The sequence below is a fragment of the Streptomyces sp. NPDC096136 genome, assembly GCF_044763325.1.
Lineage (GTDB): Bacteria > Actinomycetota > Actinomycetes > Streptomycetales > Streptomycetaceae > Streptomyces.
In genome coordinates this window covers 37,588-57,449 of record NZ_JBIWFZ010000024.1, presented here as the reverse complement: position 1 = coordinate 57,449, position 19,862 = coordinate 37,588, and the positions used below count along the sequence as shown (strand labels likewise).

Here is a 19,862-nt window from a genome sequence, read left to right as displayed (position 1 = left end):
CACGGCCCGGCGGGCACGGCAGCGACGCTATTGGTTTTCATTTTCATTTAGCTGCTACGGTGAGACCACGGTCCCGCCCCCGAGCAGACGAGGAACCATGTCCGCCCACTGCCAACCCACCGGCCGCCGAACCGGCTTCGGCAACGACGTCTCCCACTCGCACCGCCGCACGAAGCGACGCTTCGACCCGAACGTCCAGAGCAAGCGCTACTGGCTGCCCAGCGAGGGCCGCCACGTACGGCTCACCCTCAGCACCAAGGGCATCAAGACCGTCGACACGATCGGCGTCGAGGCCGCCGTGGCCCGGATCCGGGCCCGGGGAGGAACGGCCTGATGGCCAAGGGGGACAAAGTCGCCAAGAACCATCGACGGCGCCTGACCGTCGCCCGCTACGCCGTGCGCCGCGCCGCCCTCAAGGCGATCACCCCCGACGCCCGGACCTCCGACGAGTAACGTGCGGCGGCCCAGGGGGAACCGCGTCCCCGGCCCTGCGACGCCGCCGCCACCCGCGTCCGCAACCGCGACGCCATCGACGGCCGCCCCCACGGCCACCTGCACACCCTCGGCCTGTCCCGCGGGCGCGGGACGACCCACGCCGGCGAACTCCCCGGGGTGGCCAAGAGCAGCCGGTGATCCGGCGGCTCGACCCGACACACCGCGTCGTGCCGAGGTGCTCGAGCGGGTCCTGGGCACCGGGCTGTTCGACGTCGAGCGCGCTCGGCAAGCCCCGGGGCTCGGTGAAGGAACCCAACGCACACGAGCACGCCGCGGCGTCGGCTTCGGAGGCGCAAGCGGCTCCGGCGGACCCGGCCGGACGGCGGTGCGAGTGAGTCCCACACCCTCCGGGGCGCAAGCGCGGCGACAGGGTACATGTGCCTCTGACCTGGGCGTTCCCATGGCGTGGCGGCACCGGATCGTCCCCGCTTCATCCACCCTGAAGAGGGCGGCAGGGGTTCTTCGTGACGTAGTCGTCGGCGACCGCGAAGCCGAGGGCACCGCTGGTCGTCAGCCGGCTGGGGACCACCCCGGAACGGCCGGCAGGACGATTTCCGCGACACGCAGCAGCGCCGCATCGTCCAGGAGGCCGCCGTCGGTCCGCCAGACAGTCAGGTCGAACGAATCGCCGTGGTCCTGACCGTCCTTGGCCACCGACAGGACCCGCGCCGACACGCCTGGGCCACTGGAGGAGTCGCTTCCGTCGAGCCGGAACCGGATCTGAAGGGTCCGGTCCGAGTACAGGGCCGCCGGGCGGCCCAGAACGGTGCGTCCCGGCACGGTGTCTCCCATCAGCCGGGCGGTGCGGCCCACGGGGAGGGCGCCGTAGCTGGCGTCCAGCGTCACGGTGTACCCCTCGAACTCCACCCTGGCGGTCGGCGTGACGACGGCCTCGCCCGTGCCGCCGGGCCGGAACGAACTACTGCCTCCGCTCACCGTCCGCACCTCCCGGCCCGGTATGCCCAGCAGGGCGTCGAGTCCGGGACGGTACAGGGCCTCGCACAGTTCCCGGCCGGACACGTGCCCGGGCGTGTTCGCGGCGTCCGCGTCCGCACACGTGGGCGGCTTCCGCCGGTCGTAGTTCCCTTCGCCCTCCCCCCACCACCACAGGCCCAGCGCCAGCACCGGCACCAGCACCAGGGCCGCGACCGCCTGCCCCCACGCGCGGCCGCCCTTGTTCGCGGCGTCGATGTCCTCGCCCATGTCCCCCTGCCGTTCCCCGCCCCACGACGTGCCGGGATCCTAACCCGTCAAGATCGACACCTGCGAAAAACCGGTGGAACCGCCCTCCTCGGCATCCTTAGGCTGTTCCAGCCCGCAATCCCTCCGGCAAGGACGAGCCGTTGTACACCAGGTGAGACACACCGAGCGCTGATCCGTCGCGCGTCGCACCCGTGCGGCGTGCCCCTTTCTGCTGCGGTCCTCACACTGGAAACGGTGCATCTGTGTCCATGCCCCGGGTCGTCGTACCCGCCTTCCACCACCACCTGCGTCCGGCCGGACGGCACCGGAACGACGGCGGCCGCAGTGCCGTCGACCGGCCGGCCTGGCAGTCGCCCTACGGCCCGCCGCCGCGCCGCTCCCGCCGCGGGCGGTGGGCGCGCGTACCGGTGACGGCCATCGTCCGCATCCCGCTGCGCCGCGGCCACGTCGCAGGCCGCGCCGACTGATCCCCGCCTGGTGGGGCGCACGATCACACCGTGCGCCCCACCACGCCGCCGACGGGGAATGACGAGTCGTCGGAGAACGGTTCGGAACCGGCGGCCGGAACAGGGGCGCGCGCCACCGGCCCTCTCGCCCCGAAGCCCCAGGTCGGCGGCCTGGGGCTTGTTCGTGTTCCCGGCCGGCCGGTGGGTCAGGCGTGCTTGTCCGCGGGGTGGCGGGTGGGCTGGACCGACCAGGACGGGGGCTCGTCGTTGCCCGATTCCTCGTCGCGTTCCGCATCGGCGAAAGTTGCGTGGATCTTGTCCGGGGCGTGGTGGACCGGGGCGTAGACGGCGTAGAGCTGCATGGGCTCATCACCGATATTGGTGACGTTGTGCCACGTGCCGGCGGGTACGAAGACCGCCCAGCCGTCCTCGACCTCCTGGTCGAAGTCGAGGCGGTCCTTCGAGCTGCCCATCTGGACGCGGCCGCGGCCCGCGTCGAGCCGGAGGAACTGGTCGGTCTCCGGGTGCGCCTCCAGGCCGATGTCCTCGCCCACCGGGATCGACATGAGGGTCAGCTGGAGGTACTTCCCGGACCAGGCCACCGAGCGGTAGTCGGTGTTCTCCAGCGTCGCCTGCTCGAGGTCGAAGCTCTGAGGTTCGGGCCCGATGTCCTTGATGGTCATGCTGCTCTCCCGGTCGACGGAGGTGGTACGCGTGCGGGCGCAGGTTCTGCGCCGGACCAACCCTTCCAGACTCAGCGGGTTGTTGTGGCCCGACGCCAGTGACACTCGAGCCGGGGACACGGGCATGGGCTCGGGGGCGCGCCGCCGCCGCCCAGCCGGGCGAGGGCCGGGCAGGAGACGACGGTCCGGGCGGGCAGGTCCGGCCCGGTCGTCACCTCGCGGCCCCCCGATTACCGGCGTTCGACGAGCGGTATGGCTGAGGCGCACATCCACGGGTCGGGAAGTGTGGTTGTGGCACCATGTGCCGCTGACTCGGGCGTTCCTATGGTGTGGCGACACCGAAGGGAACTGCGGGCGCACCAGGCCGAGCACCCGTCGGGTGCGGGCTCCGACCCCGATCGCTTTCACTCACCGTGCTCATGCGGCGGTCCGCAGACGGCTCAGGCCCAGTCGGTCAGGTCGTAGACGGCTTCGCAGAGGGGGTCTTGGGCGGAGTGGTTCTGGTGGACCGCCAGGGTCGTGGGCTCCTCCGGGTGCAGCAGGGCGACGAGCTTTGCGGAGACCCACCACTGAACCGGGCGCAGCGTTCCGTCATCGCAAAGGGGCAGATCGACGCCGATGGTGCGGCCCTCATGGTCGAGGTAGACGCGGACCACGCCGGGGGTGTGGTGGTCGAAGCCCGTCAGGACGTAGAGCTCGGGGGCGACGGAAGGCGTCGCATCGTGCCAGAGGGGGTCCCCGGCAAGGTCGGCGACGAGGTAGTCGATGCCGTCGTCCAGAGTGACCTCGGCCGCTTCGGGGACGACCGATCCGACCAACTCGGCCACGTCGACGTACGGAACCCCCTGCCGTTCGGCGGCAACAGGCACTGTTCCCGCGGCGAGTCCGCCGGCCGTACGGCGCAAAGCACCGACGTACCACCAGCTGCCGCGCTCACGGCCGAAGCTGGTGGGCAGGTCCACTAGGACGTTCTGCCCGGCGGTGTCGGCGAGACGGATGCGGATGCGCTCCCCGTCTGGCCGTACCAGCGCGCGGATGCGCCAGTCGGTGGCCGGGAGTGGGACGCCGATGAATCGGCGCAGCACCAGAAGGGCCTGGGTGAAGTGGTCGTCCATGGATGCGCTCTCGCCGATCTCGTCCAGTCGCCAGTGGTGATCTTCACAGGTCGTTGACCCAGTCGGGGCAGACGGTCTGACCCACGCAGTACGCGGTCACCGTCCCCAGCGGGCGCCCGTCAGGGGTCCTCTCACCTCCGGGCCCCCGATCGCCGCGCTCGGCGACGCCGACGGTGTTCATGCGCACCTGGCCGCTGTTGGTGGCGATGACGCCCCAGTACTCCGCACGGTTGCCTAAGACCTTGTCTGCCCTCCCGTGATAAGGGGCATCGATCGCCTTCTCGCTGCGCATGTGGTGCTTGGCGGAGGCATGCTGCCATCCGAAAGCGGCGGTGCCGTGGCGGGTCGGGATGTCGTGGCCGCCCCAGTCCCGCACGGACGAGTTGACTTTGTGCCAGGGCTGCTGAGGATCGAGCACGGCCCCCACTACCGGCGCTGACGGATCAGAGGGCATCCTCACGCCGGCCGCCTGAGCGGGCTGCTCGCCGAAGCGTTTGACGTACTCCTCGTTGGAGTAGGTGTACAGCTCATCCGAGGCATCGCGTCCGGCAGCCGACACCGTCCCCGGGGCGACAGGCAGGACCGACAGACAAGCCGCCATGAGAACGGGCTGACCACGCCGCATCAGGTTCTCGAGCACATCACAGCTGGTACCCGCCCTCACAGTCGTCATCAGAGGATTGGGTACCCACCTCACCCATACGGCTGCGCTCTCCCTGCGGCGAGAGTTGGCGGCGATCCGGGTGCAGCAGGCGCACTTGGTCTGCACGTAGCGGCCGGACTCCCTATCCACCTCTCGCAGCCCCGATACAGACCGGCTGCCCCTCTCCGCAACCGCCGTGGCCGGGCCCGCGGAATGAGCAGGCCGACGCGGAGCAGCATCTCGACGGCGGAGCCGCCCGCACTGAAGGTCAAGGTACCGGGCCCCACGTCTCGACCTGGGCCGTATCGTCGGCTCAGATGCCACGGGCCGGACCTCAAGAGGCAGTGAGTCCCCCTACCGTATCGGCCAAGGAAGCCTGCGCGAGGTACCCCACGGCGTCATGTGGGGCGGCGAAGCCATTGTTGACCCGGTTGTCCGCTAGGGATCCGGCCGTCACCACATGTGCAAGGCCGGCTCCTGCGGCGACCGGGTCGCCGTCGGCGTGGACGTTGTGCCAGGCGAGCGACTCCGGCACGAGCAATTGGGCGCAGGGTCAGGCCCATTCGGTCGTAGATGTCGATGCTCCGTTGGGCGAGTTCGAAGGCGCTGTCGAGATGACCCGCGTTGACGCGGATACGCGAGAGGTTGCTAAGGGCGCTTGCCTCGCCGACGTCGATTCCATCGGACCGCAGGGTGGCACGCGCTCGGCCCTCGGCACCCGGGGCCTCGGCGGCTCGGGACGCGTCGCGCAGGGCCAAGGCGACGGGCTCGTACTTCTTGGAGTTCGCTCCGGACTCGGAGAGGTCTTTGGCCGCCCACAGCAGGTCCACGGCCCGGTGCAGCGCCCCAGTTCTCACGGTGGCCTGCTCACGGTCGCCCTTGAGCGACAAGGCTGCGGACCGATCCGCACCGAATGCCGGAGTTCAACGCTGCGTCGTCAGCACCGAGTCCGCACCGTAGCGTCAAAATGCGTCAAAGTCGGCATTCTTGACAGGGGTTGGAACGCACCCCCGCGAAGGACCTTCAGGTGTACTCCGCGAGCCGCATGGCTGAGGTGCACACCCGCGAGGCATGAAGTGTGGTTGTGGGCATCATGTGCCCCTGACCTGGGCGTTCCTATGGTGTGGCGACACGGAAACGTCCCCGTCCCCCTCCGGAAGTGGTATCCATGGCCGCCTCTGCCGCACCGTCAGCCCGCCCCGGGAACATCAGAAGAGTCGTCGCCGCCAGTCTCGTCGGGACCACCATCGAGTGGTACGACAACTCATCCGGTCGGAGCTATGACCTGTATGTTTCCCCTCCCTGAGACACGGGAGTCAGCACCGAACCAGCAGCCAGCTCCCTCCCAGGCTGCGGACTTCATCGAGCCGGTCGTACTGGATCTTCAGACAGGACGGCTCGGCTCAGTGGTAGATGCCGTGTCCGACGGCGGATCCAGCGGATCGATCCGGTGCAGCAGGCCCAACAGAATCCGTGTGGGCAGACCCAGGGCAGGGACAGGCCGCGGGGGAACGGCAACGGCGCCGAGCCACCCTCGCAGGGCAAGCGCGAGCAGACACAGACCCGGCACGGTGTAGCCGCCCCAGAACACCCACGTCGCGAAATCGGTGGCGCCCCCGCGAGAGACGGTGAAGAAAATGCCACAGGCCAGCGTTGCCACCCACGCTGTCAAGAGAGGTAGCCACGCAGCGAGGATGTTCCAGCGGTGGTGGATACGGCGGATGCCGTGGAGGTACGCAACGGCGAGATGGGACAGTACGAGCAGCGGAGGGAGCGGCAACGTAGCCATGTTGCTGAACTCGCCGGACGTGTAGAAGGCGGAGCTGCCGATCCAGGCGATGAACGTCAGCTGCAGCATCCCCATGACGGAGAGCCCACCGGTCGCTGCCCACCGCCAGCGCTTGGGAAGGCCATACGGCCAAATGTCGTCGTCGTTCGCCGGTCGGCCTCGCGAATTTCGAGTGGGGCGAAGGGCTTGCTGGTCAGTGCCGTCCGGTGCGGAACCGACGGGATCCGATCGATCGCTCACGGGTGCCGTGTCCGCGTCGGCATCCAGGTCTGCCAGCGCCGCATCAAGGGCCTGCTCAGCCCAGGCGCGGGTGTCGGCGTCAGCGCCGGCCTGCGGGCCCTGGGTGGTGAGGGCGTCTTGGAGTCCGGTGATCCAGGCTCGGGCGGCGTCAGGGGTCGTCTGGCTGGCGAGCGTGTTGGTGGCGAGGGGCAGGAGCTGCCGGGCGTGGGCAGCAATGGCGGCCTGCGCACTGCGCTCGACATCGGGCTGGGTTGCGGCCACCCGGACGACGATGGTCATGCTGTGACTGCGCTGGGCTTCGCTGAGTCGGGGGTGGGGCAGCACGTGCTCCAGGAAGGCGTGCGAGGTGTCGCGGTCGACCTCTGCGATGAGCTCGGCCGCCAGGACGTCGGGAACGGATGACAGCACCGCCGGCTCGGGGTCCAGGGGCTGCCACCCCTGATCGACCCGTGCGCTCTGCAGCAGGGCGATACGGCTCGCGAACGCCTCCGATGCGAGCGTGGCTCCCTGGACGAACCGCGCTGTACCCCGCAGTCATGCAGCCCATGCAGGCATCGAGGGTCACCCTCGCGCGCAGCGGCATCGTTCCGACTGCCGCTTCCCCATCGAGCACTGATCCGCTACCGCCCTCAGCCGCCGCTAGGTTCGCCGGTCAGCGCCGCCCGCCCGCATTGTCGTCCCAAGCCACCATCAGCCCGCACAGGGGGTGCGATCTCACCCCCTGCCGCCGCTCATGAGTAGCGCCTCGCTTCGCCGGGGCGCTCGAAGTAGAAGCCCCGCGGTCCTTCAGGTTCCGGGAAACCGTCACACAGGCAGGACCGGCCCCCGCCTTCCACCAGAGCGCTACCGTCGAGGACAGGCTTGCCGTCGAAGCGCTGCCCGACAGAGCCGAACAGGTGCGTACCCCGGCCGAGCCGCATCAGCCCCGCAACCACGCGCCACGGCGGTACGGGCAGTCCGCCCGACACCAGCGGAACGCGTAGGAACAAGTTCCTCTTCTCCCGTGCGCTCGGGCCGGTCCACAGCGCGACGATCACTGCCGGGTCCTGCGGCTCGGGAACACAGCCGCGGACGTAGTACGGCCTGGCAATGGGAGCATCCGTGTAGTGCCAGAGGGCCGCGGAGACAGCACGCTGGGCGCGGGCGAGGCAGTCCTCGGAGCAGGTCAGTTGACCCATGACGGACATTTCTGCATCCCCCGGCAGTAGGCCGTGATGACTCCGACCTTCCCCTTCGCCCCGGGTGCTTCGTACCTGCCGTCGTCCGTGGTCTTGGCGTAGCGGACCTTGACCACGAAGTCGACCTGGCGGCCGTTCTTGATGGCCGATCCCCAGTATTCGAGGTTGCGCTGCTGGTCGGACAGTTTGTCGGGCTTGCCGTTGAGGGCAGCGTTGATCAGCCTGCAGCTCGTGATGCCGTGCGGCCGGGAGAAGTGCTGCCGGCCGAGCTCGGAGTTTCCCGTCCGCGTGGGGATGCGGCGGCTGTCCCAATCCGTCTGCACGCACCTCTCCGTCGTGTCCCAGGACTCGAGCGGGGCGCCGGCCGGAGCGGCTCCCAGCAGCGCCACGACAGCCACCAGCACGGCCGCCCTCTGTAAAGGAGCAGTGATCATCCGCCAAGGATCCCGGCCCCCTCGCCGATGCGTACATGGGCCGCACGTTATTCACCCGAATGCTTCGGCCGCAGCCGGCGGGGTGGTGCGCGCATTCGGCCGCCCACGCGAGATGGCCACGTCGACGTACAGGTCGGTGCACCGCAGCCGCTGGACTCCGCTCCTGGAATCCACAACCGCCCACACCTCACCAACCCTGCGCCGAACCGGCTTCACCAGCGTTCTGGCGGCGCAGCTCGCCGTGGAGGCCCCGGTCCTCGACCGCATCGCTGCCGCGTCCGGACCGGTAGCCGCGGCGGCGCGCCCAGTGCGGCAGCCACCAGTTCGCCCGGCCGGCCAGTTGGGGCCTTGACCCCGGATTTTGAACACGTCTATGCGGCTTGGACCAGGGTAGTTGCTGCTACTTGGAAGTCGTTCTCGTAGGCGATCGGAGATCGTTGGCCGAGGCGGGAGTGCCGGCGTCGGGTGTTGTATCGGGTCAGCCAGCGGAAGGCGTCGAGCCTGGCCTCGCGCTCGTTCGACCAGCCTTTGCGGCCCTTGAGCGTCTCCCTTTTGAAGGCCGCGTTGAACGACTCGGCGGCAGCGTTGTCCGCGCTGGACCCGACCGCGCCCATGCTCTGCCGGACCCCGGCTGACCTGCAGGTTTCGGCGAAGGCCCTACTCGTGTATGGCGACCCGTGGTCGGTGTGCATCACCGCTCCGGCCAGGCTCCCGCGGGTCCGCTCGGCTGCCGCCAAAGCGTCGATGACGAGCTCGGTTCGCATGTGGTCGGCGATCGCCCACCCGGCCAGCCGACGTGAGGCGAGGTCGATGACGGTCGCGAGATAGAGCGGATTCGCGCCGCTGACCGGCAGGTATGTGATGTCGCCGACGTACTTCGTGTTCACCGCGGCCGCGGTGAAGTCACGGCCGATCAGATCCGGCGCCTTCGGCGCCGCCTGGTCCGCGACGGTGGTGCGGTGCCGGCGGCGCAGACGAACTCCCTCGAGCCCGATGGTCCGCATGATCCTCGCGACCCGCTTGTGGTTGACCGCCGGGCCGCCCTCATCGCGGAGCTCGGCGGTGATTCCGGGGGCGCCGTAGGTGCCGTCGGATTCCTTGTGGACCTTGCGTATCCGGGCCGCGAGCCCGGCCTCGACGGCCTGCCGGGCCGCCCGCGCGGCCGCGGTGCGGCGCCAGTAGGAGAAGCTCGACCGGGCCAGGCCGAGGATGTCGCAGAGCCGCTTCACGCCGTGACGGCGCTGGTGATCTTCAACGAACTGGCAGCGGTTCACCAGCGCGTCTCCGTCGCGAAATACCGGGCCGCCTTGCGGAGAGTGTCGCGTTCCTCCTCCAGCTCCCGGATCCGCTTCCGGGCTGCGGCCAGCTCCGCCTGAACACCGTCACCGCCTGCCTGCGCAGCAGCCGACGGCGCGGAATGAGCGCCGGGGCGGCGCTCGTCAGCGGCCCGGATCCAGTTCCGCAACGTCTCGGTGTTCACCCCGAGATCAGCCGCGACCGACCTGATCGTCGCTCCCGGACGCGACCGGTACAACGCGACCGCGTCCGCCTTGAACTCGGCGGGGTAATGCTTCATCCCCACGGGGACTCCGTTCTCCTGGTGGGATGACGTGGGCTTTTGGTCAGCACCGAACCAGCACGGGAGTCAGCACCGCTCCTCCAAAACGTGCGGAATTCTGCAAATCCGGCACTATGCGGAGGGGTTTCCTCAGGGGGCGAGAATGAGTCAGCTGCGGTCGTGTGGTGATGCGGCACACAACCGGGCCTGCGAATGTGATGGTCCGCCACATATGCCGCTGACCTGGGGACTTCTACGTTGTGGCGACACCCGACGTCCCCGCAGACCCCCTGGAAGTGGTGCACATGGTCTCCCCCGCAGCGAGCAGAACGAGCCCGTCCGGCATACGCAGGATCGTCGCCGCCAGTCTCGTCGGGACCACCATCGAGTGGTACGACTTCTTCCTCTACGGCTCCGCCGCAGCCCTCGTCTTCAACACGCTGTTCTTCCCCGCCAGCGACCCCCTCGTGGGAACCCTGCTGGCGTTCCTGACCTATGCCGTCGGGTTCGCCGCGCGGCCGCTCGGCGGGGTCGTGTTCGGGCACTTCGGCGACCGGATCGGGCGCAAGAGGCTGCTGGTGGTGAGCCTGCTCATGATGGGCGGGGCCACCTTCGCCATCGGGCTGCTGCCCACCCATGCGAGCATCGGCGGGGCCGCGCCCGTGCTGCTGACCGTGCTGCGGCTGGTGCAGGGGTTCGCGCTGGGCGGGGAGTGGGGCGGGGCCGTGCTGCTCGTCGCCGAGCACGGGGACGACCGCAGCCGCGGGTTCTGGGCCTCGTGGCCGCAGGCCGGGGCGCCCGGCGGGAACCTGCTGGCCACCGGGGTGCTGGCGCTGCTGGCCGCCGTGCAGTCGGACGAGGCGTTCCTCGTCTGGGGGTGGCGGGTTCCGTTCCTGCTGTCCGGGGTGCTGGTCGTGGTGGGGCTGTGGATCCGGGTCTCGGTGTCCGAGTCGCCGGCGTTCCTGGAGGCGCGGGCCCGGGCCGAGGCCGAGGAGGCCGCGGGGCGGCGGCGGCCGACACCGGTGGTCGAGGTGTTCCGGTCCCACGGGCGCGATGTCGTGACCGCCATCGGCGTGCGGCTCGGGGAGAACGTCTCGTACTACGTGCTCACCGCCTTCCTGCTCGTGTACGTCACCGTCCACCTCCACCTGCCCAAGTCGGACGCCCTCAACGCCGTGCTGATCGGCTCGGCCGTGCACTTCGTGACCATCCCGCTGTGGGGGGCGCTGTCGGACCGGATCGGGCGGCGGGCGGTGACCCTGGTGGGGTCGGTCGGGATGGCCGTGTGGGCGTTCGCCTTCTTCGCCCTGCTCGACTCGCGGTCCTTCGCCGTGATCGCCGCCGCCGTCACGGCCGGGCTGCTGCTGCACGGGGCGATGTACGGGCCGCAGGCGGCGTTCATCTCGGAGATGTTCGACACCCGGGTGCGGTACTCCGGCGCCTCGATGGGCTCCCAGCTCGCCTCGCTCCTCGGCGGGGCGCTGGCGCCGATCGTCGCCGTCGAGCTGCTCAAGTCCTACGGGTCGTCCGTCCCGGTGTCCGTCTACCTGTGCGCGGCGGCTCTGGTCACGACGATCGCCGCGGTGGCCGCCCGTGAGACCAGGGGCCGCAGCCTCACCGGGTCCCGCGGGGCCGTTCCGGCGGCCACCGCGGGCTCCTCCGGCGGGCGTTGAGCGGCGGGCCCGTATGCTCGGCGGCGTGAGCGAGGCGGGGCTGCGGGAGCTGCTCGGGCTGCTGGCCCAGGGCGCGCCGGCCGAGGAGTTCTCCCGGCCGGCGGCGTCCGCGCGCGCGGCGGGCGCCTGCGCCGCCGAGCTGGCCGCCCTGGAGGAGGCCACCGGGGTGGCCCTGGAGGTCCACCGGACGCTGGCCCAGCACCGGACGCGCGAGGCGGAGCTGACCGCGCTGTTCGACACGGCGGGCGACCTCGCGGCGCTGCGGGACCTCGACGCGGTGCTGCGGGCCATCACCCACCGGGCCAAACAGCTGCTGCACACCGACGTCACCTACCTCTCCCTCAACGACGAGGCCGCCGGCGACACCTTCATGCGGGTCACCGACGGCTCGGTCTCGGCGGCGTTCCAGCAGCTGCGGCTCGGCATGGGCGAGGGGCTCGGCGGGCTGGTCGCGCAGACCGCCCGCCCGTACGCCACCGGCGACTACCAGCGCGACCCCCGCTTCCGGCACACCGGCGCCATCGACAGCGCGGTCGGCGAGGAGGACCTGCACGCCATCCTGGGGGTGCCGCTGCGCCTGGGCGCGAAGGTGATCGGGGTCCTGTTCGCCGCCGAGCGCAGCCCGCGCGAGTTCAGCCCGCGGGAGGTGGCGCTGCTGTCCTCGCTCGCCGACCACGCCGCCATCGCCATCGACGGGGCCCGGCTGCTGGAGGAGACCCGCCGGGCGCTGGCCGAACTGGGCGTCGCCTCCCGCACCATCCAGGAGAGCAGCGACGCGCTGCGCCGGGCGGAGGAGGCGCACGACCGGCTCACGGGCCTGGTCCTGCGCGGCGGGGACCTCGGCGAGGTGGCCGCCGCCATCGGCGCGCTCCTCGACGGGGGCACCCTCGTCCACGACGCCGACGGGACGGAGCTGGCCCGCTCGCGGACCCGTCCCGCGGCGCCGCCGGCCCGCGCCGTGACCGCCTCCCGGACCAGCGGGCGGGCGGTCGCGGAGGGCGGGGCCTGGGTGTGCGCCGTACTGGCCGGTCCCGAGCTCCTGGGCAGCGTCACGCTGACCGGCCGGCCCGGGCTGGACGAGGCCGGGCGGCGGCTGTTCGAACGGGCCGCGATGGTCACCGCCCTGCTGCTGCTCCTGCGGCGGTCGGTCGCGCAGACCGAGGACCGGATCCGCGGGGAGCTGCTCGGCGACCTCCTCGGCCCGTCCGGTGATCCGGCCGGGCTGGCCGAGCGCGCCCGGCGGCTGGGGGTCGACCTGGCCCGCCCGCACGCCCTGTTCGTCCTGCACAGCGACGCCGCCCCGCGCCCCCGGCTGCTCGCGGCCGCCGCGCACCAGGCCCGGGAGCGCCGGGGCCTGGCGGGGGTGCACCACGACCACGCCGTACTGCTGGCCCCTTCGCAGACCCCGGGCTCGGACGCCGCCGGGCTGGCGGCGGCGCTGGGCCGGGCCGTGGGCGCCCCGGTGACGGTGGGCGCGGCACACGCGCAGGACGGCCCCGCGGCGCTGCCCGCCGCCCACGCGGAGGCCCTGCGCTGCCTGACGACGCTGTGCGCGCTGGGCCGGGCCGGTGACGGCAGCACCCTCTCCGAGCTCGGGTTCCTCGGCGTCCTCCTGGGCGACCGGCCGGACCTGTCGGGGTACGTCCGGGCGGCGCTCGGGCCGGTGCTGGACTACGACGCCCGGCGCGGCAGCGACCTGCTCCACACGCTGCGGGTCTACTTCGCCTCGGGCATGAGCCAGGCCCGGGCCAAGGAGGCGCTGCACGTCCACGTGAACACCGTGGTGCAGCGCCTGGAGCGCATCGGCCGCCTCCTCGGCCCCGACTGGCAGTCGCCCGACCGCGCCCTGGAGCTCCAACTCGCCCTGCGCCTGCACCAGGTGTCCGTCCCGCGGCCCGCGGGGCCCGCGTCCTCCTGAGCTCCCGGCACGACACGCGGCGGCCCGGCCGCTGTTTGACAGGGCCGCACCATGACTCCATGATTCCATTAGTTCCCTAGTGGATTCACGGAAAGGGGGAGCCGTGCGCGATACGACCGCATCCGCCGCGGCAGGCACCCGCTGGGCCCTCGAGGCCCGCGGACTGGGCCGGAGGTACCGGCGCGACTGGGCGCTGAAGGACTGTTCCTTCCGGATCCCGGCGGGCCGGGTCGCCGCCCTGGTGGGGCCCAACGGGGCCGGCAAGAGCACCCTGCTGGCCCTGGCGGCCGGCCTTGTGGAGCCCTCGGCCGGTGAGGTGCGGGTGTTCGGGGCGCCCGTCACCGAGCCGGCCGCCATGGCCCGGTGGGCCTACCTCGGGCAGGACAAGCCGCTGTTCAAGCGGTTCACCGTCGCGGAGCACCTGCGGATGGGCCAGGAGCTCAACCCGGGCTGGGACCAGGAGGCGGCCGAGCGCATCGTCCTCTCCGGGCAGGTTCCGCTCCGGGCGCGGACCGGGGACCTGTCGGGCGGCCAGCGGACCCGGGTGGCGTTCGCGCTGGCCTTCGGCAAGCGGCCCGAACTGCTCCTGCTGGACGAGCCGATGGCCGACCTCGACCCGGTCGCCCGGGAGGACCTGGGCTCGCTGCTGCTCTCGGAGGCCGCCCGGCACGGGACGACCGTGCTGATGTCCTCCCACCTGCTGACCGAGATCGAGGACATGTGCGACTACGTCCTGGTCCTCGACGGCGGCCGCATGCGGATGGCGGGCGAGACCGACGAGCTGGTGCCCATGCACACCCTGGTGAGCGGGGTGGCGGCGGACGACGGCCCGCCCGCCGCCCTGAACGCCCACACCGTCGTCGAAGTACGCACCTCCGGGCGCCACTTCTCCGCCCTCGTGCGGCGCGAGGGGCCGCTGGACCCCGCGTGGCAGCTGTCGGAGCCGAGCACGGAGGAGGTGCTGCTCGCCTACCTCCGCTCCCCGGACGCGCCCGCGCTGCTCTCCCCCACCGCCGTCCCCCGCCACAGCAAGGAGGCCTCCGCATGACCACGTCCTCCCCCGCCCCGGCCGCGACCCGCCCGGCCGCCGCGCCCGGCCGCCCGCGCCGGCTGCGCGGCCTCGCCTGGCTCCTGGCCCGCCAGCACCGCACGGCGCTGGTGCTCTGCGTCGCCGTGACCGTCCTCGCCTCGGCCTGGATGCTCTACCGGCGCGCCGTGATGCTGGACGTCCTGGACGCCGCCCACTGGCCCGCCCTGCCGGGCGACACCATCGACCCGGTCGTCCGCAAGCGGAATGCCGAGGAGCTGAACTCCTTCGGCAACGCCCTGGGGTTCCTGCCGCTGTTGTTCGGTGTCTTCCTCGGCGCCCCGCTCATCTCCACCGACCGCGAGCAGGGGACCGCCCGGCTCGTCACCACGCAGTCCGTCACCCGGGGCCGCTGGCTGCGCTGGAAGCTGTGCTTCGCGCTGGCGCTGACGGCGCTGACGACGGGGATCCTGAGCCTGCTGTACGGCTGGTGGTGGCGGTCGGCCGGGCCGCTCGCGGCCTTCGACTGGCTGAACGGCGGGCTGTTCGGCTCCAGCGGTCCCGTCCTGGTGGCGACGGCCCTGTTCACCACCTCGCTCGGCATCGCCATCGGGGCGCTGCTGCGCCGGGCCGTGCCGGCCATGACCCTCACCTTCGTCGTCTCGGGCGTCGCCCTCTTCGCGGGCGACGTCCTCAAGGACGGGCTCGCCACGCCGCGCCGGATCGTCACCCCGCTCGGCGGGCCGCCGCCGCAGAGGATGTGGGAGTACGTGCAGGTGGACCAGTGGGTCGGAACCGCCTCCGGACGGCTCTACGGATGGAGCACCTGCGTGCACGACGCCGCGCCCGACAGCTGCCGGGCGGCGCGCGGGATCGTCAACACGGTCTGGGAGTACTTCGGCGATGACCAGATGGCGGGCATGCAGTGGACCGCCGCCGGGATCCTGCTGGGGCTCGCCGCGGTCCTCGTGGGGGTGTTCCTGGGGTGGACCCGCAAGGGCGCCCTGTGAGCCGGAGCGGGCGCTGAACGGCGCCCGGACACCCCCTAGGCTGGACCGGAATCCCCGATGATCAAGGAGGCGGCACGGTGGTCGTGTTTCGCATCGAGCGCCGCAGCGGCCTGCCCGCCTACCTCCAGATCGTCCGGCAGGTGGAACAGGCACTGCGCATGGGGGCGCTGACCGAGGGGGACAAGCTGCCCACCGCGGCACAGGTCGCCGCCACCACGAAGGTCAACCCCAACACCACCCTCAAGGCCTACCGGGAGCTGGAGCGCTCCGGCCTGGTGGAGGTGCGCCAGGGTTCCGGCACGTTCATCACCCGCTCCCTGGCCAGCCCGCAGACCGCACCGGAGTCCCCCCTGCGGACCCGGCTCGGGGAGTGGATGCGGGAGGCGCGCGAACAGGGTCTCACCGCCCGCGACGTGAGCACCCTGTTCGACACCGTGCTCGGCGAGAACTACCCGCCCGCCGAGCCGCCCCCCGCAGCCGCCGCCCCGCGTCAGTAGGTGTAGCTCAGGCCCGACTTGTACGGGGTCAGGGTGCGCTGGGACACCACGCCGCGGTAGGTGTACCAGCCCCACTTCTTGCACATCGTCTGGTAGCTCAGGGTGTTGAACGAGCCGGAACCGACGCGCACGCGCGGGTAGATGACGTTGTCGCCCCAGTCCCCGCCGGCCGGCCCGCTCGAGTAGGTGTCGACGGCCCAGTAGACGCCGACGACCGACCCGCCGGCCGGACAGTTCCAGCTGCCGAAGTTGACCCAGACGTTCCCGCCCGACCAGGCGCTGGCCGGGCCGGCGCTGAGGCCGACGACCCCCAGCGCCATGAGCGAGCCCGCCAGTACGGCACGGGACTTACGCAGCAGTGATCCACGCATGTGACCTCCCCGGTGACGGCTGCGCTCGATGGTGCGCCGCCGCGTGCAGCACCCTCCCATACCGGCCACATGATTGTCGGACTTTCGCGGAAACGACTCTCAAGTCGAACTATTGCCTGACATACAGGCGTTCGGGATGGGGGCCGGGCGGAGGGCGGGCGCCGCCAGGGCCGCGAAGGCGCAGCAGGCCACGGGCAGCAGGAGGGCCGGACCGAGCGGCACGAGGCGGGTGAGCGGACCGATGACCGCCGGACCCGCGAGCATGCCGAGGTAGCCGAGTCCCGCGACGCGGGAGACGTTGGCCCCGGCGGCGTCCGGGTCGGCGTGGCCGGCGGCGCTGAACAGCTGCGGGACGCAGCCGGAGAGGCCGGCGCCGAAGAGGGTCCAGCCGGCGAGGGCCACGGGGACGGCGGGCGCGGCGACGGCCAGGGCCAGCCCGCTCCCGGCGAGCGCGGCGCCGCGGCGCAGGACGGCGACGGGGCCGATCCGCGCGGCGATGCGGTCGGCGAGGAGGCGGCCGGCGGTCATGGCGGTGGCGAAGGCCCCGTAGGCGAGCGCGGCGGTGGCCGGAGCCGCGTCGAAGGAGTCCCGCAGGTGGAGCACGCTCCAGTCGTTGGCGACGCCCTCGCAGAGCATCAGGAGGAAGGCGAGGACGGCGAGCGTGCGGATGCGCGGCGGCGTACGGCGGCGGGTCCGGGCGGCGGCCGCCGGCTCGGCCGCGGGCCCCTTCGGCAGGAGGGCGGGGGCGAGGAGGAGCGCGAGGAGGACTCCGGCGAGGGCGGTGGCGCCCAGGGTGGCGGCGGCCGGCAGGCCGGCGCCGAGCGCGAGGGCGCCGGCCAGGGCGGCGAGCACGCCGCCGACGGAGAACACGGCGTGGAAGGCGGACATGACGGGCCGCCCGTAGCCGCGTTCGACCTGGACGGCGTGGGTGTTCATGGCGACGTCCAGGCAGCCGTTGCCGAAGCCGAGCAGCAGCAGCGCCCCGCCCAGGGCCGGGGCGTCGCCGGCCAGGGCGGGCAGGACCACCGCGGCGCTGCACAGCCCCGCGCCGGCGGGGACGACGAGGCGGGCGCCGAAGCGGTCGGTGAGCGGGCCGGCGAGCCGCATCCCGGCGAAGGCCCCGGCGCCGAGGAGCAGCAGGAGCCAGCCCAGCAGGGCGTGCCCGACGCCGGTGCGCCGTTCCACCGCGGGGATGTGGACGATCCACATCCCCATGACGAATCCGTTGAGGGCGAAGCAGGCGGTGGTGGCCCCTCGCGCCCTTCTGAGTGCGGCCGCCGGTGCGGCTCCGCCGACTTTCTCGACTTTCCCGATCTCCATGGTTTCGAACATAACAAACACACTTGATGTTCGAAACTTGCTTTTCAAACACATCAAATGTTCAATCGGAGGATGAGTGCAGACCGCCTGAGGCAGATCACCGACGCCGTGCGCGCCCGTGGCAGCCGTAGCGTCGCCGAGCTCGCGGAGCTCACCGGCGCCTCCGAGATGACGATCCGCCGCGACCTGGAGGCCCTGGCCGAACAGGGCGTGCTGGAGCGCTACCGGGGCGGGGCCCGCAGTCTGCTGCTGCGCGGCGAGGAGACCCCCTTCCCGCTGCGCGCCCGCGACGGCCTGGAGGTGAAGCGGCGCCTCGCCGCCGAGGTCGCCGCGCTGCTGGCGGACGGGGAGTCGGTGGTCCTGGACAGCGGGACCACCTGCCTGGAGGTGGCCCGCGCGCTGCACCCGCGCAGGATGACGGTGATGCCGCTGTCGCTGCACGCCGCCAACGCCCTGGCCGACGCGCCCCGGCTGACGCTGCTGCTGCCCGGCGGGGCGCCGCGCCGCGGCGAGCTGGCCCTGACCGGTCCGCTGACGGAAGCCTCCCTCGCCGCGCTGCGCTTCGACACGGCGGTCATCGGCTGCTGCGGCCTGACGGCGGCCGACGGGCTCACCGCCTACGACCTGGCCGACGCCGCCGTCAAGCGGGCGGCGATCGCCTCGGCCCGCCGGGTCGTCGCGGTCACCGAGTCGCAGAAGCTCTCGCGCACCGCCCTGGCCCATGTCCTGCCGGCCTCCGCGCTGCACGCCGTCGTCACCGACGAGGGGGCCCCTCAGGACGCGACCGACGCGCTGGCTGCCGCCGGCGTGACCGTACGGAAGGTGTGAGGGGATGAGCGGGACGGACGGGATCCCCGGGACCCTGCTCTTCGACCTGTTCGGCGTCATCGCCCGGGTGCAGTCCCCGGCGGGGAAGGCCCGGCTCGTCGGGACGGCCGCCGTGCCCGAGGTGCCGTTCTGGGAGGCCTACTGGTCCCTGAGGCCGCCCTACGACGCCGGGCGGGTGACCGGCCCCGGCTACTGGGGCCTGGTCGCCGACGCCCTCGGCACCCGCTTCGACGCGGCCCGGACGGCCGCGCTCGTCGAGGCCGACGTCGCGAGCTGGAGCGCGGTGGACGAGGAGATGGTGGCGCTGATCGGGGAACTGGCCGCGTCCAGGCGCACGCTCGCCCTGCTGTCGAACATCCCGGAGGAGCTGGCCGCCCACTACGAGCGCCACCACCCCTGGCTCGCGCACTTCCGGGTGCGCGCCCTGTCCTGCCGCATCGGCCGCGCCAAGCCCGAGCCGGCCGCCTACGCGTGGTGCCTGCGGGAGCTCGGCGTCGCGGGGGACGACGTCCTGTTCGTCGACGACCGGGCGGAGAACGTCCGCGCCGCCCGCGCCCTCGGCCTGCACGGCCACGTCTTCACCTCGGCGTCCACCCTGCGCGGGGTACTCGGCCTGGACTGACGCCCGCACGGCGCCACCCGGCGCCACCCGGCGCCCGGAACGGCTACGCGCCCGGCGGCGCGGCGGCGTCGGCGAGGAGGTGGGGGCCGTTGTTGCGGACGCTGTTGACCGCCGTGCTGACCGCGCGGGCGGCCAGGAGGCCGTCGGCCGGGGTGGTGAGGAGGGCGCGCAGGGAGGCCGGGTCCTCGTGCGCGGGGTCCAGCCAGGCGTCGTAGTGGGCCGGGGCGAGGGCCAGGGGCATGCGGGGGTGGACGCGGCCGGCCGCGTCGGTGGCCTCGGTGGTGATGACGGTGCAGGTCGCCCACCAGGCGGCCGGGTCGTCCGGGTCGGCGACGGAGGGGTCGCGCCAGAACTCGTACAGGCCCGCCATGGCCATCACCGCGCCGTCCTGCGGGCTGATGAAGTACGGCTGCTTGTAGGCCTTCGCGGTCGCCGTGGCCGCGACGGCCTCCCACTCGTAGAAGCCGTCGGCGGGCAGCAGGCAGCGGCGTTTGGCGAAGGCCCGGCGGTAGGCGGGCTTCTCCCCCACCGTCTCGACCCGGGCGTTGATCATCCGGGCGCCGCCGTCCGCGGTCTTCGACCAGGAGGGCACCAGCCCCCAGCGCAGGGGCCGCAGCCGCCGCTCCAGGAGCCCGCTCTCGCGGTCGGCGCGCTCCAGCACGGCCCAGACCGGGTCGGTCGGGGCGACGTTCCAGCTCGGCGGGAGGACCAGGTCCGGGCCGGGCGGGGTGGCGCCGAAGAGGCCCGTCAGGTCTTCGGGGCTGCGGGTGGAGACGTAGCGGCCGCACATGGCTCCAGCCTGCCACGCGGCC

At 72.3% G+C, this 19,862-nt stretch carries 20 protein-coding genes and 1 pseudogene; 10 read left to right on the top strand and 11 right to left on the bottom strand.

Annotated elements, in window-relative coordinates; genetic code table 11:
* Positions 1-97: 97 nt before the first annotated feature.
* Both rpmB and rpsN read left to right on the top strand, forming a co-directional pair.
* Positions 98-334 (top strand): 50S ribosomal protein L28, encoded by a 237-nt coding sequence (gene rpmB / locus ACIRBY_RS33330; protein WP_403907768.1) that lies wholly within the window; start codon positions 98-100, stop codon positions 332-334.
* Positions 334-633 (top strand): annotated as a pseudogene (gene rpsN, locus ACIRBY_RS33325) (30S ribosomal protein S14). The gene rpmB and the pseudogene rpsN overlap by 1 nt, the downstream one beginning before the upstream one ends.
* 372 nt (positions 634-1,005) lie before the next feature.
* Here rpsN and ACIRBY_RS33320 read toward each other — a convergent pair.
* Positions 1,006-1,698 (bottom strand): DUF6215 domain-containing protein, encoded by a 693-nt coding sequence (locus ACIRBY_RS33320; RefSeq protein WP_403907766.1) that lies wholly within the window; start codon positions 1,696-1,698, stop codon positions 1,006-1,008.
* A 242-nt stretch (positions 1,699-1,940) separates the two neighbouring features.
* Here ACIRBY_RS33320 and ACIRBY_RS33315 point away from each other — a divergent pair, with 242 nt between their 5' ends.
* Positions 1,941-2,165, top strand: coding sequence for a hypothetical protein (locus ACIRBY_RS33315; RefSeq protein WP_403907764.1), 225 nt, complete (start codon positions 1,941-1,943; stop codon positions 2,163-2,165).
* A gap of 185 nt (positions 2,166-2,350) precedes the next feature.
* Here the strand turns inward: ACIRBY_RS33315 and ACIRBY_RS33310 are convergent, their stop codons facing one another.
* The 7 genes from ACIRBY_RS33310 to ACIRBY_RS33280 all read right to left on the bottom strand — a co-directional run bounded on the left by ACIRBY_RS33310 (position 2,351) and on the right by ACIRBY_RS33280 (position 9,808).
* The gene (locus tag ACIRBY_RS33310; protein ID WP_403907762.1) at positions 2,351-2,827 is read right to left on the bottom strand and encodes a cupin domain-containing protein; all 477 of its coding nucleotides are present in this window, start codon (positions 2,825-2,827) and stop codon (positions 2,351-2,353) included.
* Positions 2,828-3,267: 440 nt separating this feature from the next.
* On the bottom strand, positions 3,268-3,942 hold the full coding sequence (locus ACIRBY_RS33305) for a hypothetical protein (protein WP_403907760.1): 675 nt from the start codon (positions 3,940-3,942) through the stop codon (positions 3,268-3,270).
* Positions 3,943-3,985: 43 nt separating this feature from the next.
* Positions 3,986-4,582: a hypothetical protein gene (locus ACIRBY_RS33300; RefSeq protein WP_403907758.1), complete on the bottom strand. Its 597-nt coding sequence runs from the start codon at positions 4,580-4,582 to the stop codon at positions 3,986-3,988.
* Positions 4,583-5,969: 1,387 nt separating this feature from the next.
* The gene (locus ACIRBY_RS33295; protein WP_403907756.1) at positions 5,970-7,022 is read right to left on the bottom strand and encodes a hypothetical protein; all 1,053 of its coding nucleotides are present in this window, start codon (positions 7,020-7,022) and stop codon (positions 5,970-5,972) included.
* 323 nt (positions 7,023-7,345) lie between these two features.
* Complete coding sequence (locus tag ACIRBY_RS33290) at positions 7,346-7,792, bottom strand: hypothetical protein (RefSeq protein ID WP_403907754.1); 447 nt, start codon at positions 7,790-7,792, stop codon at positions 7,346-7,348.
* Complete coding sequence (locus ACIRBY_RS33285; protein ID WP_403907752.1) at positions 7,780-8,196, bottom strand: hypothetical protein; 417 nt, start codon at positions 8,194-8,196, stop codon at positions 7,780-7,782. Before ACIRBY_RS33285 ends, ACIRBY_RS33290 begins: the two co-directional genes overlap by 13 nt.
* Before the next feature lie 401 nt (positions 8,197-8,597).
* Positions 8,598-9,808, bottom strand: a protein-coding gene (locus tag ACIRBY_RS33280; RefSeq protein WP_403907750.1) for an IS3 family transposase whose coding sequence is annotated in 2 segments (ribosomal slippage) — positions 8,598-9,514 and positions 9,514-9,808 — 1,212 coding nt in all. Because the reading frame shifts where the segments join, the coding sequence is not laid out codon by codon here.
* 281 nt (positions 9,809-10,089) lie between these two features.
* Here ACIRBY_RS33280 and ACIRBY_RS33275 point away from each other — a divergent pair.
* The 5 genes from ACIRBY_RS33275 to ACIRBY_RS33255 all read left to right on the top strand — a co-directional run bounded on the left by ACIRBY_RS33275 (position 10,090) and on the right by ACIRBY_RS33255 (position 15,909).
* A complete protein-coding gene (locus ACIRBY_RS33275) occupies positions 10,090-11,457 on the top strand; it encodes an MFS transporter (protein WP_403907899.1) in 1,368 nt (455 codons plus the stop codon).
* Between the two features lie 13 nt (positions 11,458-11,470).
* On the top strand, positions 11,471-13,375 hold the full coding sequence (locus ACIRBY_RS33270) for a helix-turn-helix domain-containing protein (RefSeq protein WP_403907748.1): 1,905 nt from the start codon (positions 11,471-11,473) through the stop codon (positions 13,373-13,375).
* Positions 13,376-13,478: 103 nt separating this feature from the next.
* The gene (locus tag ACIRBY_RS33265; protein ID WP_403907746.1) at positions 13,479-14,423 is read left to right on the top strand and encodes an ABC transporter ATP-binding protein; all 945 of its coding nucleotides are present in this window, start codon (positions 13,479-13,481) and stop codon (positions 14,421-14,423) included.
* Complete coding sequence (locus tag ACIRBY_RS33260) at positions 14,420-15,412, top strand: ABC transporter permease (protein ID WP_403907744.1); 993 nt, start codon at positions 14,420-14,422, stop codon at positions 15,410-15,412. Before ACIRBY_RS33265 ends, ACIRBY_RS33260 begins: the two co-directional genes overlap by 4 nt.
* Positions 15,413-15,489: 77 nt before the next feature.
* The gene (locus tag ACIRBY_RS33255; protein WP_403907742.1) at positions 15,490-15,909 is read left to right on the top strand and encodes a GntR family transcriptional regulator; all 420 of its coding nucleotides are present in this window, start codon (positions 15,490-15,492) and stop codon (positions 15,907-15,909) included.
* Here ACIRBY_RS33255 and ACIRBY_RS33250 read toward each other — a convergent pair.
* Positions 15,903-16,280 carry a hypothetical protein gene (locus ACIRBY_RS33250; RefSeq protein WP_403907740.1) on the bottom strand — a complete coding sequence of 126 codons (378 nt, stop codon included), beginning with the start codon at positions 16,278-16,280 and terminating at the stop codon, positions 15,903-15,905. The two genes, ACIRBY_RS33255 and ACIRBY_RS33250, sit on opposite strands and share 7 nt — an antisense overlap.
* A gap of 99 nt (positions 16,281-16,379) precedes the next feature.
* Positions 16,380-17,600: an MFS transporter gene (locus ACIRBY_RS33245; RefSeq protein WP_403907738.1), complete on the bottom strand. Its 1,221-nt coding sequence runs from the start codon at positions 17,598-17,600 to the stop codon at positions 16,380-16,382.
* 72 nt (positions 17,601-17,672) lie between these two features.
* Here ACIRBY_RS33245 and ACIRBY_RS33240 point away from each other — a divergent pair, with 72 nt between their 5' ends.
* Together ACIRBY_RS33240 and ACIRBY_RS33235 are read left to right on the top strand one after the other, a co-directional pair.
* Entirely contained in the window at positions 17,673-18,428 is a 756-nt protein-coding gene (locus tag ACIRBY_RS33240) for a DeoR/GlpR family DNA-binding transcription regulator (RefSeq protein WP_403907736.1), read from the top strand.
* A gap of 4 nt (positions 18,429-18,432) precedes the next feature.
* Positions 18,433-19,050, top strand: a complete 618-nt coding sequence (locus tag ACIRBY_RS33235; RefSeq protein ID WP_403907734.1) for an HAD family hydrolase — start codon at positions 18,433-18,435, stop codon at positions 19,048-19,050.
* A 43-nt stretch (positions 19,051-19,093) separates the two neighbouring features.
* Here ACIRBY_RS33235 and ACIRBY_RS33230 read toward each other — a convergent pair whose 3' ends face one another.
* Positions 19,094-19,840 carry an SOS response-associated peptidase gene (locus ACIRBY_RS33230; RefSeq protein ID WP_403907732.1) on the bottom strand — a complete coding sequence of 249 codons (747 nt, stop codon included), beginning with the start codon at positions 19,838-19,840 and terminating at the stop codon, positions 19,094-19,096.
* Positions 19,841-19,862: the final 22 nt, after the last annotated feature.

What these genes read in the sequence shown, in the direction of transcription:
- ACIRBY_RS33230 (WP_403907732.1), bottom strand. Translation starts at nt 19,840, where the DNA reads ATGTGCGGCCGCTACGTCTCCACCCGCAGCCCCGAAGACCTGACGGGC.
- ACIRBY_RS33320 (WP_403907766.1), bottom strand. Translation starts at nt 1,698, where the DNA reads ATGGGCGAGGACATCGACGCCGCGAACAAGGGCGGCCGCGCGTGGGGG.
- ACIRBY_RS33270 (WP_403907748.1), top strand. Translation starts at nt 11,471, where the DNA reads ATGCTCGGCGGCGTGAGCGAGGCGGGGCTGCGGGAGCTGCTCGGGCTG.
- rpmB (WP_403907768.1), top strand. Translation starts at nt 98, where the DNA reads ATGTCCGCCCACTGCCAACCCACCGGCCGCCGAACCGGCTTCGGCAAC.
- ACIRBY_RS33235 (WP_403907734.1), top strand. Translation starts at nt 18,433, where the DNA reads ATGAGCGGGACGGACGGGATCCCCGGGACCCTGCTCTTCGACCTGTTC.
- ACIRBY_RS33310 (WP_403907762.1), bottom strand. Translation starts at nt 2,827, where the DNA reads ATGACCATCAAGGACATCGGGCCCGAACCTCAGAGCTTCGACCTCGAG.
- ACIRBY_RS33290 (WP_403907754.1), bottom strand. Translation starts at nt 7,792, where the DNA reads ATGGGTCAACTGACCTGCTCCGAGGACTGCCTCGCCCGCGCCCAGCGT.
- ACIRBY_RS33240 (WP_403907736.1), top strand. Translation starts at nt 17,673, where the DNA reads ATGAGTGCAGACCGCCTGAGGCAGATCACCGACGCCGTGCGCGCCCGT.
- ACIRBY_RS33250 (WP_403907740.1), bottom strand. Translation starts at nt 16,280, where the DNA reads ATGCGTGGATCACTGCTGCGTAAGTCCCGTGCCGTACTGGCGGGCTCG.
- ACIRBY_RS33275 (WP_403907899.1), top strand. Translation starts at nt 10,090, where the DNA reads ATGGTCTCCCCCGCAGCGAGCAGAACGAGCCCGTCCGGCATACGCAGG.
- ACIRBY_RS33245 (WP_403907738.1), bottom strand. Translation starts at nt 17,600, where the DNA reads ATGGAGATCGGGAAAGTCGAGAAAGTCGGCGGAGCCGCACCGGCGGCC.
- ACIRBY_RS33260 (WP_403907744.1), top strand. Translation starts at nt 14,420, where the DNA reads ATGACCACGTCCTCCCCCGCCCCGGCCGCGACCCGCCCGGCCGCCGCG.
- ACIRBY_RS33305 (WP_403907760.1), bottom strand. Translation starts at nt 3,942, where the DNA reads ATGGACGACCACTTCACCCAGGCCCTTCTGGTGCTGCGCCGATTCATC.